Below are 14,048 nucleotides of genomic sequence, written 5' to 3'. Positions count from 1 at the left end.
ACCATTTTTGCCGCGGTAGTAGGTGCCAACTCCAGTCGCACTACGCGCTCCTTACGCAGGCACCTACTACCGCAAAACCATACAACCAACTACAAGAACAGACAATCTATAAGACAGCATACAAGGGTCGGGGATGAGGGGCGTTCAGTTTCGGATATCGTTTTTCAACGCACAAATTTCTAAATTATTGTCTTGTACCAATCAGACACTTTGCTGTCGCTGAACTACCCTCACCCTAGCCCTCTCCCGCTCGCGAGAGAGGGAATATTTACACCCACCACTTATCGCTCGATTTCAAGTCCATTCATACAACATCATCGTGTAAGTCAAACGCCATCAGCGTTTCTCGAGTACTCCAAATTTTATTCCTAGCAGCAGTGCGCGAAGGCGGGAATCCTGTGACATAAAAACCTAAAGACGCGGGATCCCTGCCCCCGACTCAAACATTCGAGGGCAAGCACTACGCAGGGATGACGCCTAGATGGTTTGAGCTTATCTGAACCGCATCAGCACTCGATGGCAGTTTTTTTGCACACAGAAAGAATTAATCAACCGTCCGCATTGATCCGGCTAATTAACTGCGTTAAAACTTGCTCGGCTTGTGCATTATCGACCTGACATGTGCCTGCATTTTCATGCCCACCACCACCATATTCGAGCATCAAAGCACCGATATTAGTGTTAGAACTGCGGTTCAAAATCGACTTACCGGTCGCAAATACCGTATTTTGCTGTTTTAGTCCCCACAAAATATGGATAGAAATATTCACATTGGGGTACATCGCATAGATCACGAAACGATTGCCAGCAAAAATAATTTCTTCATTGCGCAGATCTAAGACAATGAGATTTCCATGTACGGTAGAACAGCGCTGAATCTGATCTTTGCATTTTGTGGCATGTTCTTGATAAATTTCTACCCGCTCTTTGACATCGGGCAACTCCATAATTTCTTCGATACTATGATTACGACAGTAATCGATCAAATCCATCATCAGGTTGTAATTAGAAATACGGAATTCGCGGAAGCGTCCCAAACCGGTGCGGGCATCCATCAGGAAATTTAACAGATCCCATTTATCTGGATTGAGGACTTCTTCACGATTAAATTGCGCGGCATCGCCTTTATCGACAGCTGCCATCATATCGTCCCATTCCGCTGGAAAGGCAGCGCGACCACCATAATGATCATAGACCACACGTGCGGCTGACGGCGCCTCGGGATGAATCACATGATTCGTCCGCTCACCGGGATTACGCAGGGTTTCGGAAAAGTGATGATCAAAAGCTAAATGGACACCCGGTACAAAAGGCAGATTGGTGGTGATGTCACGATTATTGACTTCAACCTTCCCATCTTGCATGTCTTTGGGATGGACGAACTTAATATCATCAATCAAGTCCAGATGTTTGAGCAATACGGCACAAACCAATCCATCGAAGTCACTGCGCGTAATCAAACGGAACTTTGGAGAATCTGCAGACATGAGCCACCTCTTGGTGAAAAGGAAGTTCCAGTCTACTCCAAAGCATGCCTATTTTCGAGAAAAATTGCGCAGAATCCGACAGGCTGTGTGATTAATTTTTGATTTTCTATGAAGGCTGAAGTGAAATGGCAAACCAACAAAAAACCTCTATGAAAAATCATAGAGGTTGATGCTTATCTATTCACCAAATAAACGTTTTTCACGTTGCTCATTATTTTTTCAATAACGTATCTGAGCACGATAAATCAAAGTACTGCTACCTTCTGCGGGTACGGTAATTTTCCATACTGCCGCTTTACTACTGGCTTTAACATGCGGATGACTACTACTTATCATTTGCCAATCACCTGGCATAGGCTCTTGCACCGTCACCGTGACTGCTTCTTTCTTGGCATTTTTTAAAGTAATTTCATACGCGCTTTCAAAAATGTAGTTGTACTTTGACGTACCGGCGATCTTTTTGAAATCAGTTTGTTTTTTGTCGGCAGTCACGTCGAACGCATCACCTAACTTCAAACGCACTTTTTCATTCTTCGGTGTGTGATCGACATTGTCTTCACCAACAAACTGCGCATTGCCATTGCTATCTTTTTTGTAGACACGGATCACACCTTTCGGCAAAGGCATACCAAGCTGGGAGCTTTCCTTATTATCAAATTCGATAAAGGCACCGATTTTCATCTTCTGCCCTAGATCTCCATACTGTCCTTGATAATAATAATCGCTGCCACGTAACAGAAATTCCTTACGCACAGGTACGCCAGAAGCAGACAACAATGCCACTTGCTTAGTTTGATTCTCAGCAATCGTAGTCGGGCGGTTCAAGGTATAAAGATGGTATTCGAAGAGGGACTCTTCTTGCATATCCGCAGCTTTTGCCAAAGGCGCAGCGGCCATTGCATATCCTTTGCTACCAGTGACCGTAACTCGTTCTCTGACTTGATTCACGTCACCAGCCACTAACTGCAGCTTTGCATTTCTATAGCTAGCGCCACTGGTATTGGTCAGCGTCACCCAGCCAGACATATCCAATTTATCTTCCGTCGAATTTAACTCTACGACGTAATCTGCCTTCCATGCCAAACCACCGGTTAGGTAGCTCAACTCTACATCTTGCATTGCGCTGCTGTTGTTATTCAATGACATCACCAAGGTCGGGCGATCACGCAAATTAGCTGGTACATCGTTATAGACGATGCGTCCGGGCAATCCAGTCTCGATACGATTACCGATTTTTAAAACGACGCCTTCATTTGCAGCCAGCACTTGCGCGACTTCACTGCTTTCAACACCAGTGGTCGGATGGGTGCGGACAACGTTGACCGTTTGCCCCACATATTTTTCTAATAATTTTTGCGGCGTGAGCAAATCAAAATCAAAGTTTTGTTCAATCACATTCAAGCTACCTGGCGCAGACACGCTTCTCAGCAACGCTGTTTCCGGACGCATTCTGGCGCTCACATCTCTAAATGCCAAGCTCACATTGCCACGCTTGAGATTGATCTTACGTACATCTTTTACTAGAGCCAAATTCTCGTTATAAATAGTCACAGCGACTTCGCGCTGATCATTGAGAGTGCTACGTTGTTCCTGCTCTTGCGCAAAAACATTCGCGGTGACACCGACAGATCCGGCCAGCAACACGGAGATACAACTTAAGGGGTAGCGCATATTATTCCTTCCATCAAAATCGAGCGAAGTGCTCATACAATGCAGCTAACTGCAGCGGTAATTTCTAAGCTAGATAAAAATATAAAGCCGGTAGCGCAGACATTAACATGCGGCTTATTATCTGCAAAATAATTAATGCGATTAAAGGAGAAAAATCAATCCCGCCCAAGGCTGGCAAGATACGGCGTATAGGTGCGAGCAGAGGTTGATTCAGAGCTCGTATAACAGGTGCCAAGGGTGCATAAGGGTTAACAAAACTAAGAATCGCCTCAAGGATTATCAAGGCCATCAAGCCATACAATATCCATTGCAGCAAACGCAGTAGCGAGGCAATGACTAATAGACCGGGATGAAATTGTCCTGTAAACAAAGACTCTAATAAGATTGATGTGAGTGCCACCAGGAATGCCCCGATCAGGCTAGCCCAATCCAGTCCACCGAAGCCTGGCACTATGCGCCGGATAGGCTTCACCAACCAATCTGTCAGTTGAAATATTGCCTGCCCTAGAGAACTTGGTGGGCGTAGTCTTAAAGCTTGCATCCAAAATCGCAACAATAAAAAACCGGCAAAGATACCTGCGATGATGTCCACCACAAAACTAAACATTTCGTAAAACATGGATGCTTCCTCAAAAAAAAACCCACTGGGTGATTAACACACAGTGGGTATTGTGCCTGAATAAAACCAGGCGTCCAAGTAAGAAAATTACGCTGGACGAGTACCAGTTGGGAAAGGCCAAGCTGCCGTTGGGCTGACAACTGTCTTCGCTTCTGCTGGTGCTGCCGCTACTGCGGCTGGCTTTGCAGCTGCTGGTTTAGCTGCTGCTTTCTTTGCTGCTGGTTTAGCTGCGGCCTTTTTTGCGGCTGGCTTAGCCGCCGCTTTTTTTGCTGCTGGCTTCGCTGCTGGTTTAGTTGCTGCTGGCTTCGCTGCTGCTTTTTTAGCTGCTGGCTTTGCCGCTGGCTTAGCTGCTGCTTTTTTCGCTGCTGGCTTTGCCGCCGGTTTAGCTGCTACTTTTTTCGCTGCTGGCTTTGCCGCTGGTTTAGCTGCTGCTTTTTTCGCTGCTGGCTTTGCCGCTGGCTTAGCTACTGCTTTTTTTGCTGCAGGTTTAGCTGCTGCTTTTTTCGCTGCTGGCTTTGCCGCTGGTTTAGCTGCCGCTTTTTTCGCTACTGGTTTAGCTGCTGCTTTTTTCGCTGCTGGCTTTGCCGCTGGTTTAGCTGCCGCTTTTTTCGCTACTGGTTTAGCTGCTGCTTTTTTAGCTGCTGGCTTAGCTGCTGGTTTAGCTGCTACTTTTTTCGCTGCTGGCTTAGCTGCTGGTTTAGCTGCCGCTTTTTTAGCTGCTGGCTTTGCTGCAGGTTTAGCTGCTGCTTTTGCCGCTGGCTTAGCTGCAGGTTTAGCTGCTGGTTTTGCCGCTACTTTTTTCGCTGCAGGTTTAGCTGCCGCTTTCTTTGCCGCCGGTTTCGCCGCAGGCTTAGCTGCTGCTTTCTTGGCTTCTGGTGCTGTTGCCATTTTGTTTCTCCTTCACGTTAGTCGGAAAAAAATCAGATTAAAGTTAAAATCCGCTCGCTTTCTATTAAGCGGATTATTCATCGGCACAAACACGATTTCTGGTTGCGCTAATGAATTCGGCACCGACCTCTTATTACGCATTGAACGTATAAGATAGTCATCTGGCTATGTCGTTTGCCCTTATTTTTGTTCTTAACCACAGGCAGACCTTAACGATTTATGACAACAGCCAAAACGCTGCAAATGCTAATAGGTGATTGCACTTCACCTTATATCAGTATCTGCAACGTCGGAATTCTCTTAAAAAATTACATTCCAACAGTAGTTTGAAAAGTCAGATTTCCAAACACAAAAGCGCAACGCCCAGCCTCGCTGGGGTCGCGCTATTAACAAAAATACTCTCGAATGAGTTTAAACAGTTCATTCAGTTTTGCGAAGCCTTTCTTGTTCAATCACTTTTTTTCGCATCCGAGCTACTTAAACTTAGCCACTTACTTGCTTTGCGAATTTTGTCTTGAACATCTTCGACTACAAAAATTTACTCCCAATTGAGTGCACCACCTGTTTGATATTCGATGACACGGGTCTCAAAGAAGTTACGCTCTTTTTTCAGATCGATCATTTCGCTCATCCACGGAAAAGGATTTTCTTCTTGTGGGAACAAAACATCGAGACCGATTTGTTGCGCGCGACGATTTGCGATGAATCGTAAATAGCCTTTAAACATTGGCGCATTCAAGCCGAGTACTCCTCGCGGCATTGTATCCTCTGCGTAACGATATTCCAACTCTACCGCACGTAAAAACAACGATTTAATTTCATCGCGAAATGCAGCGGTCCACAAATGTGGGTTTTCCATTTTGATTGTGTTGATCAAATCGATTCCGAAATTGCAGTGCATCGATTCATCACGCAAGATGTACTGGTATTGTTCCGCAGCACCCATCATTTTATTCTGACGACCAAGCGCAAGAATTTGTGTGAAGCCAACGTAGAAGAAAAGTCCTTCCATCAAACACGCAAAAACGATCAGCGAGCGCAATAGTGTTTGGTCCGCTTCGGTAGTGCCCGTCTTGAATTCCGGGTTAGTCAGCACATCAATAAATGGAATCAAAAATTGATCTTTATCGCGAATTGATTCGACTTCGTTATACGCGTTAAAAATTTCTGCTTCATCTAAGCCAAGTGATTCAACGATGTACTGGTATGCATGCGTATGGATCGCTTCTTCAAACGCCTGACGCAATAAATATTGACGACATTCAGGCGCAGTGATGTGGCGATAGGTGCCGAGCACAATATTATTTGCAGCCAAAGAATCTGCTGTTACAAAAAATCCGAGGTTACGTTTTACTAAACGACGCTCATCTTCCGTCAAGCCATTTGGATTTTTCCACAGCTCGATATCGCGCTGCATATTGATCTCTTGCGGCATCCAATGATTCGCGCAACCTGCCAGATATTTATCCCATGCCCATTTATATTTGAATGGCACCAATTGATTCACGTCTGTCTGACCATTGATGATACGTTTGTCCGCAGCATTCACGCGACGGCCGATATCTTCAGCACTCACCACAGTTGGCTTGGTGACCAGCGCTGGGTTTAATGCGACGTCTTGCGTTTGCAAGCGAGTTTGATACTGGTCAAATGCCGATTGCGCGGCTGGCGTAATTGGCATTGCTGGCTGCGCGGTTGGACGCGGCGCTGGTGCCGCTGGAGCGGCTTCGTCATCCCATGAAAGCATGTGATATTCCTTACTATTCTGATCAATGGACTGACGCCATAGCGCCAATCCATTTGTTAATTTTGCGAAGTTTTACCGTGATTGGTAAAACCATGAATTTAAATCACCGCAAACAAGTGTCGCGGTGATTCGTCAAAACTTATTGGCAAGCTTCGCATTCCTCGAAACCTGGATCGCCAGGGCGCAGGTAACATGCGGCACCGTCAGCCTCAAATGTAGATGTGGTTGCAGATGCCGTTGCCACTTCTGCGCTGGCAGCGTAACCACTATTCCCACCATCGACCGCCACTGCATTCAAAGCACCGGTCTTACTAGTTGATTTCTCGGTATGCGTTGCACCGATAGTACGCAGGTAGTAAGTCGTTTTCAAACCACGTAACCACGCCAATTTATAAGTCTCATCCAATTTCTTACCAGATGCGCCCGCCATATAGATGTTCAAAGACTGTGCCTGATCTATCCATTTTTGACGACGGGAAGCGGCTTCCACCAACCATGTTGGGCTGATTTCAAATGCCGTCGCATACAGTTCGCGCAAGTCTTCTGGAATCCGGTCTATCTTCGCCAAGCTACCGTCGAAGTATTTCAGGTCAGAGATCATGACGTCATCCCACAAACCACGTTCTTTCAAATCGCGTACCAAATGTTCATTGATTTCGGTGAATTCGCCAGACAAATTCGATTTCACATATAAGTTCTGATAGGTTGGCTCGATACAAGCTGCTACACCAATGATATTGGAGATTGTCGCTGTTGGTGCGATCGCAACGCAGTTCGAGTTACGCATACCGTACTGTTTAATACGATTGCGCACGATAGTCCAATCCATAGTTTCAGAGCTATCGACTTCGAGGTAACCGCCACGCTCTTCGGCCAACAATTTCACAGAGTCTTGCGGCAAGATGCCACGATCCCACAAGGAACCTGTGTAAGAACTATAACGACCACGCTCTTGCGCCAATTCTGTCGAAGCCAAATAAGCGTAGTAACACACTGCTTCCATCGAGGTATCGGCGAACTGCACTGCATCCATGGAAGCATACGGAATACGCATCATGTGCAAGCAATCTTGGAAACCCATGATACCCAAGCCAACTGGGCGGTGACGCAAGTTAGAGTCACGTGCTTTTTTCACAGCATAGTAATTAATATCGATAACGTTATCGAGCATGCGCATTGCCGTCGTAATAGTGCGCTTGAGTTTTTCGTGATCCAGCTTGCCGTCTTTCATGTGGGCTGGCATATTCACAGAACCCAAATTACAGACTGCGATTTCGCTGTCATTCGTATTCAACGTGATCTCTGTACACAAGTTAGAGCTATGCACGACGCCTACATGCTGTTGTGGCGAACGGATGTTGCAAGGATCTTTAAACGTGATCCAAGGATGACCCGTTTCGAACAACATCGACAACATTTTGCGCCACAGATCTAAAGCAGCGACTTTTTTCGACAGCTTGATTTCGCCATTGGCTGCTTTTGCTTCATAAGCTGTGTAGGCTTCTTCAAAAGATTTGCCAAATTTTTCATGCAAATCAGGCACGTCGGATGGTGAGAACAAAGTCCAATCGCCCTTCTCCATCACGCGCTTCATGAACAAATCTGGAATCCAGTTGGACGTATTCATATCATGCGTACGACGACGGTCATCACCGGTGTTCTTACGCAATTCCAAGAATTCTTCTACGTCCATATGCCAAGTTTCAAGATAAGCACAGACTGCGCCTTTACGCTTACCACCTTGATTGACCGCGACCGCTGTATCGTTAACCACTTTCAGGAATGGTACGACACCTTGGGATTTACCATTAGTTCCTTTAATGTGCGCACCCAAAGAACGTACTGGTGTCCAGTCGTTACCTAAGCCGCCTGCATATTTTGCTAACAGCGCATTTTCTTTGATCGCTTCGTAAATACCGTCGAGGTCATCCGCCACTGTCGTCAGGTAGCATGATGATAATTGTGAGCGCTGCGTGCCACTATTAAATAGTGTAGGCGTTGAACTCATAAAATCAAAGCTCGATAACAGATTATAGAATTCAATCGCGCGCGCTTCGCGGTCGATCTCATTTAAAGCTAAGCCCATCGCGACGCGCATATAGAAAGCCTGCGGCATTTCAATACGGATATCGCGAATATGTAAGAAGTAACGGTCATACAAAGTTTGCAAACCGATGTAACCAAATTGCAAATCACGATCAGCTACCAACGCATTTGCCATTTTTTTCAAATCAAATTGCGCCAACTTGGCATCGAGCAAACCAGCCTCAATCCCTTTTTTGATGAATTTCGGGAAGTATTCTACGTATTCATCCGCCGCATCTTTTTGTGCTACTTCTTTATTAAACACTTCTTTACGGACTGTATGCAATAACAAACGAGCCGTCACCTGGCTATATGCAGGCTCTTTTTCCATCATGGCACGGGCAGCCAAAATTGCAGATTTGTGCAGTTCTTCAACCGGCACACCGTCATACAGATTTTTCAAGGTTTCAATCAGAATAGCTTCTGCATCCACCAGTTTTTCCAAGCCAACGCAAGCTGCCGAAATCAGGCCGCGCACTTGAGCGATGTCCAACACTTGTGGTCTGCCATCAACGATGACATGAATTTGTGGAACTGCTGCCTCTGGCTTACCAGCGGCTTGCGCTTCTAATTGCGCACGACGCTCATCCATGCGTTTAGCACGGTACAAAACATAGGCGCGCGCCACATCATGCTCGCCTGAACGCATCAATGCTAATTCAACTTGATCTTGAATATCTTCAATATGGAAAGTGCCGCCGTTTGGCTGGCGACGCATCAAAGCAGTAACCACGTTGTAAGTGAGGCGCTCAACTAATTCACGAATTCTGGCGGATGCTGCACCCTGACCACCATTGACCGCCAAAAATGCCTTGGTCACGGCAATCGAAATCTTCGATGGTTCAAATCCAACCACAGCGCCATTGCGGCGAATGATGCGATAGTCGCTAAAACTCGCCGTCGGAGTAAGATTAGTTTGAGGTGTTAAGCTCGCTTGCGCTGCAACGGGGTCATACGCTTGGATGGATGATATTTCTAATGAAGAGTGCATTTCGCCTCCAGGTTCAGGGTCTTATTAAATTAAGGTGAATATTGCGTTCGTACTGCGAGTTTTACCAAAATGCTGTACTGCAAGAGCTTGAAAAATTGCTTAAAAATTCGTCAAACTCGACTTCAACTTCTGTGAATTTGTATTCTCTATTTCAATACCAAAATATCGTCTTACCTTCATTTTGGTACACGACCGAAAATCGGCATTAGCCAGTTTTTTGGGCACATTGAGAACAGGAATACATGAAAAAAATAATTTTGGGAAACATTCCAAAAAACACTAGATCTAGTGTGTTTATTTTTATTTGCACTAATTCTAGTGTCTCAACTGGGAGAGTGCAACCGCTTTTTTCAACTAGAGGTCGATATATTTGAATCAAAAACGACGCTAGCATTTGACATTGGTCAAGCGACAAAACAACGCGGATTACAACGTGAGTGACCACTAACATCAAGTGCTGAAAACTTGTGCAAGTGAAGAAAATAAATCAGAGAATTTATGCTGAGGAAGTGCAGTAAGACGATGCGCACATGAGGAGAATAAATCGCAGATGAATACTATGAATAGCTTCTTTTGTATGTTTATGCTTGTTACGCCATTTTAAAAATGAATGTGATCAAGTATCTCATCACCACTACTTTAGAAAATTTTTTGCGCTTGCAGATTAACGCCGCCGTTTATGGTGCCAGCTCGCTTAAGATCCAGCCCGGCAAATTCCGCTGATAACGCAGCCAGTCAAAATATGGACCCGGATCCGTTTTGCGGCCGGGAGCAATTTCATGATGCCCAACGATGTGCTGCAATGGGAAATAGCGCATCAAACAATTGCTCAGATGTGTCAAGCTTAAATATTGTGCATCAGTGAACGCGCAAGTATCGCAACCTTCCAATTCTATGCCGATTGAAAAATCATTACAGCCGTCGCGACCTTGAAAATGAGAGACCCCGGCATGCCAGGCGCGTGAGGAACCTGCGACAAATTGTAATATCTGACCATCGCGCCGGATAAGAAAATGGCTAGAGACCTGCACTCCGCGTAAACTCGCAAAGCTGGGATGGGCATCGTAATCGAGGCGATTTTGAAATAAGTCCAGAATATAATCACCACCAAATTCAGCCAGAGGAAGACTAATGTTGTGAATCACTAATAGGTCAACCGCCATTCCCAGCGGGCGCGGACCAAAATTTGGTGAGATCACTGCCTGCGCTTGCGCACACCAAGATTGCGCATCCATCACCCAATCACTTGCAATTTCACTGGCAATGTCGCTGGCAACATCGTTGACAATAGCAGCCGGCGAACTCAAAGCCTCAATCCGTGTCAACATCATTGATCTTCAATTTTTGGATGGAATAACGCAATTGACGAAAACTGACGCCAAGTAATTCGGCTGCCTGAGTACGATTGTTGCGGGTTTTGGCAAGCGCTGTACGAATCACTTCACGCTCAATGCGTTCTAGATAATCAGGTAAAACACAGGGCAAATCGGGGGCAGCGAACAGCAATGCAGGATCATTCGGCGCATCATTCGGCTGCGATGTCGCATCTACAGTTTGATCTGCTGTTTTATCCACATTAATTGCGGTTTCAATCAAACTCGTTGCAACTGCAGGCTCTTGCACTATGGGTACACGCTGGTTGGAAACAGATCGCAAGCCAAGGTCTATCACATCGATACAACCATCATTGGCAAAAGCGGCGGCGCGTTCTAGTATGTTTTCCAGTTCTCGCACATTGCCTGGAAAATCATACGCTTGCAAAGCCGCTAGGGCAGCTTGATTTAAGCTGATGGGATATCCTGGCGTCGCTAATTTTAAGAGTATGCACGTAGCCAATTCATTCACGTCACTTAATCGCTGTCGCAATGGCGGTAACAATAATTCAATCACATTCAAGCGATAATACAAATCCTGACGAAACTTGCCAGCGCTCACGCACGCTTCTAAATTTTGGTGAGTGGCACTAAGTATACGCACATCCACGGCTTCTTCTGCCGTTGCGCCAACCTTACGCACCCGTCGCTCTTGTATCGCGCGTAGCAATTTGACCTGCATCGCCAAAGGTAGATCGGCGACCTCATCTAGCATTAAGGTTCCACCATTGGCGGCCTGAAAAAAACCATCTCTATCATCATTTGCGCCCGTGAACGCACCTTTACGATAGCCAAAAAATTCCGCCTCCATCAGAGCTTCGGGAATCGCGCCACAATTCACGGCGATAAAAGGCTTATCCGCTCGTGCGCTATTTCTGTGAATTTCCCGTGCTGCTAGTTCTTTGCCACTACCCGATTCGCCCGTAATAATCACTGGTGCCATACTGCGTGCGAGGCGACTTATTTGTGAACGTACATGCTGAATTTCGTCAGACTGACCAATTAGAAATGAAGGGCTCGAAGGCTTTGCCGCCACAATTGCGACTTGCTCCAATGGCTTCACGTTTTGCATCTGCAAAGCCGAACGCACTAATTTACGTAATTGATCCAGTGCGACTGGCTTCGATACATAATCAAAGGCGCCCGCTTTCAACGCAACTACCGCATTATCAGCACTACCAAACGCGGTAATGACGGCGATGGGCGTGGACTTAAAACTAGCACTGACCTCTTCGACCATTTCTAAACCAGATCCGTCCGGTAGACGCATGTCGGTTAACACCAATGAATAAGTATGCTTCGTCAAAAATCGCCGTGCCGCCTCCAAAGACTCGGCGGTGTCAACTTCCAAACCCATCTTAATTAAGGTGATTTCCAATAGCTCACGCAGATGCGCTTCATCATCGATCACTAAGATGCGGGCAGGATGACTCAACTCATTGGCATTCATGACTTCTCATTTGAAGAAAAATTGATAACGAAGCGACCGCCCGGATCCATACCATAAGTCGAGGTTTCGTCATTTCTATATTCATAATCGAGTACAGCATGATTATTCAAACATAATTCCCGTGCCATGTACAAGCCCAAACCCGTCCCTTTACTCGACGTGGTATAAAAAGGCTCAAACAAATGTGCACGCACCAAAGAAGAAATACCTGGTCCATCATCTTGAATATGCAATTCGCGACGCATACCCGATGAGATCTTGATATTCAATCGTATACATCCTGGTTTGCCACTAGCATAGCGTACTGCGTTCGATAGCAAATTAGTGATGACTTCGTGCAAATGACCTGGATCAAACACCACGTAAAACCGACCACTATCACTTAATTGAATTAAATGCTCTGAAATTCCCCGCGTTTCTACAAATTCTTGAACAATGTTTTTTAGTTCATCCATCAATAAGATAGGCTGCAAATTCATCTGCGCCTTACGCGACAACTTTAAGATATCTTCAATCAACTGATTCAAGCGGCTAACATTATCTTCCACAATTTTGAGCAAACGGCGTGCTTGCACTTCATTATGTACATCCTCGCCCAGCAAGGAGGCGGCATAGGAGATGGAAGACAAGGGATTACGCACTTCATGCGCAATACTGGCGGTCAATCGTCCCATCGATGCCAGTTTTAACTGCTGCGCCTGATTTTCGAGTTCCGACACATTTTGCATAAAGATAATAGTACATGGTGTCAAATGTAAGTCCACATGGTCAAAATCACTTTCATCTATTCTGACAAAGCGTAATTTCAAATGCGTAGCAGCCTCATGTGGCGCTTCTGCCGCAGAATAATTTGCATTCGAACTGTGCTCTTCCACGTACTGTCTGATCACGACAAACGAAGCCCCTTCATTGCGCAACCAGCTTGTGGTATCAGGCTGTTGCCCCACAGTCCAATTGTCCAAAGCGTGCGCAATCGGTTCAAGACTGGAAATTTGATTCAGCTTTAACTTTTGCTGCGAAGAGCGGGTCAACTTTGCTATTCCCAACATGCGTTCGGCGGCGGGATTCGCTTCAAATAAATAGCCATCCTGATCTATCACCAAAATACCATCATTCATATCTGCAATCACGGTACGATTAATCGCTTGCTGCAAAGCCAATTCGAATCCGCGTTGATTGGCGAGTTCTTCTTGTCCAATTAAGTTTTTTGCCAAGCGATTAAGTACATACACCACAGCAAAATAGGCTGCGCCATATAAACCGGCTTGCGAAATAATGTTGCTGTCTTCATTCTGCAATACCTGATAGGCATTCACAGTCAACAAGAACAAGGAAACCGCTGAAACAAAAAATAAGGCCAACAACATCGGCCCTAAGATCCCAAGCCCAGCCAATGGGAATAGATAAAGGATGACCAAGCCACTCTTGCTGCCACCAACGCCGACATACAATAAAGAAATGACGACGATATCCAAGGTAATTTGCGTCACCAACTGCAACAAGAATCGCTGTTGCCAACGCACTTTAATCGCAATAAAAGCCAATGAGACCAATAAATAACTGGCTGCTAAGGCGCGCAAAAATACTGGTTCAATTAACCAATAATCATTAAAAGACTTGAGGCTGAGAGAGAGTAATAAGGCAAGCGCTACAATCACGCGTGAGAAATTAAGCGTCTGCAATGAACGCCATAAAGTTGCACTTATTTCGGTATGTCGTACATCATGGGTAATCATT

Annotated in this window: 9 protein-coding genes; all 9 read right to left on the bottom strand. The window is 45.6% G+C overall.

Going from position 1 to position 14,048, the window contains the following annotated elements; translation table 11 throughout:
- Nucleotides 1–548: 548 nt before the first annotated feature.
- A complete protein-coding gene (locus tag H8K55_RS14200; protein WP_186942713.1) occupies nucleotides 549–1,487 on the bottom strand; it encodes an exopolyphosphatase in 939 nt (312 codons plus the stop codon).
- 219 nt (nucleotides 1,488–1,706) lie between these two features.
- Nucleotides 1,707–3,158 (bottom strand): DUF4139 domain-containing protein, encoded by a 1,452-nt coding sequence (locus H8K55_RS14195; protein WP_186942712.1) that lies wholly within the window; start codon nucleotides 3,156–3,158, stop codon nucleotides 1,707–1,709.
- Between the two features lie 64 nt (nucleotides 3,159–3,222).
- On the bottom strand, nucleotides 3,223–3,777 hold the full coding sequence (locus H8K55_RS14190; RefSeq protein WP_186942711.1) for a YggT family protein: 555 nt from the start codon (nucleotides 3,775–3,777) through the stop codon (nucleotides 3,223–3,225).
- Nucleotides 3,778–3,864: 87 nt separating this feature from the next.
- Nucleotides 3,865–4,665 (bottom strand): histone, encoded by an 801-nt coding sequence (locus tag H8K55_RS14185; RefSeq protein WP_186942710.1) that lies wholly within the window; start codon nucleotides 4,663–4,665, stop codon nucleotides 3,865–3,867.
- Nucleotides 4,666–5,203: 538 nt separating this feature from the next.
- Nucleotides 5,204–6,412 carry a ribonucleotide-diphosphate reductase subunit beta gene (locus H8K55_RS14180; protein ID WP_186942709.1) on the bottom strand — a complete coding sequence of 403 codons (1,209 nt, stop codon included), beginning with the start codon at nucleotides 6,410–6,412 and terminating at the stop codon, nucleotides 5,204–5,206.
- A gap of 139 nt (nucleotides 6,413–6,551) precedes the next feature.
- Complete coding sequence (locus H8K55_RS14175) at nucleotides 6,552–9,488, bottom strand: ribonucleoside-diphosphate reductase subunit alpha (RefSeq protein ID WP_186942708.1); 2,937 nt, start codon at nucleotides 9,486–9,488, stop codon at nucleotides 6,552–6,554.
- 677 nt (nucleotides 9,489–10,165) lie between these two features.
- Entirely contained in the window at nucleotides 10,166–10,816 is a 651-nt protein-coding gene (ampD, locus tag H8K55_RS14170; RefSeq protein WP_408057978.1) for a 1,6-anhydro-N-acetylmuramyl-L-alanine amidase AmpD, read from the bottom strand.
- Nucleotides 10,800–12,311: a sigma-54-dependent transcriptional regulator gene (locus H8K55_RS14165; RefSeq protein ID WP_230408625.1), complete on the bottom strand. Its 1,512-nt coding sequence runs from the start codon at nucleotides 12,309–12,311 to the stop codon at nucleotides 10,800–10,802. Before H8K55_RS14165 ends, ampD begins: the two co-directional genes overlap by 17 nt.
- Nucleotides 12,308–14,047, bottom strand: coding sequence for a two-component system sensor histidine kinase NtrB (locus H8K55_RS14160; protein WP_186942707.1), 1,740 nt, complete (start codon nucleotides 14,045–14,047; stop codon nucleotides 12,308–12,310). The genes H8K55_RS14165 and H8K55_RS14160 overlap by 4 nt, the downstream gene beginning before the upstream one ends.
- Nucleotide 14,048: the final 1 nt, after the last annotated feature.

It is taken from the genome of Affinundibacterium flavidum (assembly GCF_014284175.1).
Taxonomy (GTDB): Bacteria; Pseudomonadota; Gammaproteobacteria; order Burkholderiales; family Burkholderiaceae_D; genus Undibacterium; species Undibacterium flavidum.
This window is presented reverse-complemented; position numbering and strand designations above follow the sequence as displayed.

What these genes read in the sequence shown, in the direction of transcription:
- H8K55_RS14200 (WP_186942713.1), bottom strand. Translation starts at nt 1,487, where the DNA reads ATGTCTGCAGATTCTCCAAAGTTCCGTTTGATTACGCGCAGTGACTTC.
- H8K55_RS14195 (WP_186942712.1), bottom strand. Translation starts at nt 3,158, where the DNA reads ATGCGCTACCCCTTAAGTTGTATCTCCGTGTTGCTGGCCGGATCTGTC.
- H8K55_RS14190 (WP_186942711.1), bottom strand. Translation starts at nt 3,777, where the DNA reads ATGTTTTACGAAATGTTTAGTTTTGTGGTGGACATCATCGCAGGTATC.
- H8K55_RS14185 (WP_186942710.1), bottom strand. Translation starts at nt 4,665, where the DNA reads ATGGCAACAGCACCAGAAGCCAAGAAAGCAGCAGCTAAGCCTGCGGCG.
- H8K55_RS14180 (WP_186942709.1), bottom strand. Translation starts at nt 6,412, where the DNA reads ATGCTTTCATGGGATGACGAAGCCGCTCCAGCGGCACCAGCGCCGCGT.
- H8K55_RS14175 (WP_186942708.1), bottom strand. Translation starts at nt 9,488, where the DNA reads ATGCACTCTTCATTAGAAATATCATCCATCCAAGCGTATGACCCCGTT.
- ampD (WP_408057978.1), bottom strand. Translation starts at nt 10,816, where the DNA reads ATGTTGACACGGATTGAGGCTTTGAGTTCGCCGGCTGCTATTGTCAAC.
- H8K55_RS14165 (WP_230408625.1), bottom strand. Translation starts at nt 12,311, where the DNA reads ATGAATGCCAATGAGTTGAGTCATCCTGCCCGCATCTTAGTGATCGAT.
- H8K55_RS14160 (WP_186942707.1), bottom strand. Translation starts at nt 14,047, where the DNA reads ATGATTACCCATGATGTACGACATACCGAAATAAGTGCAACTTTATGG.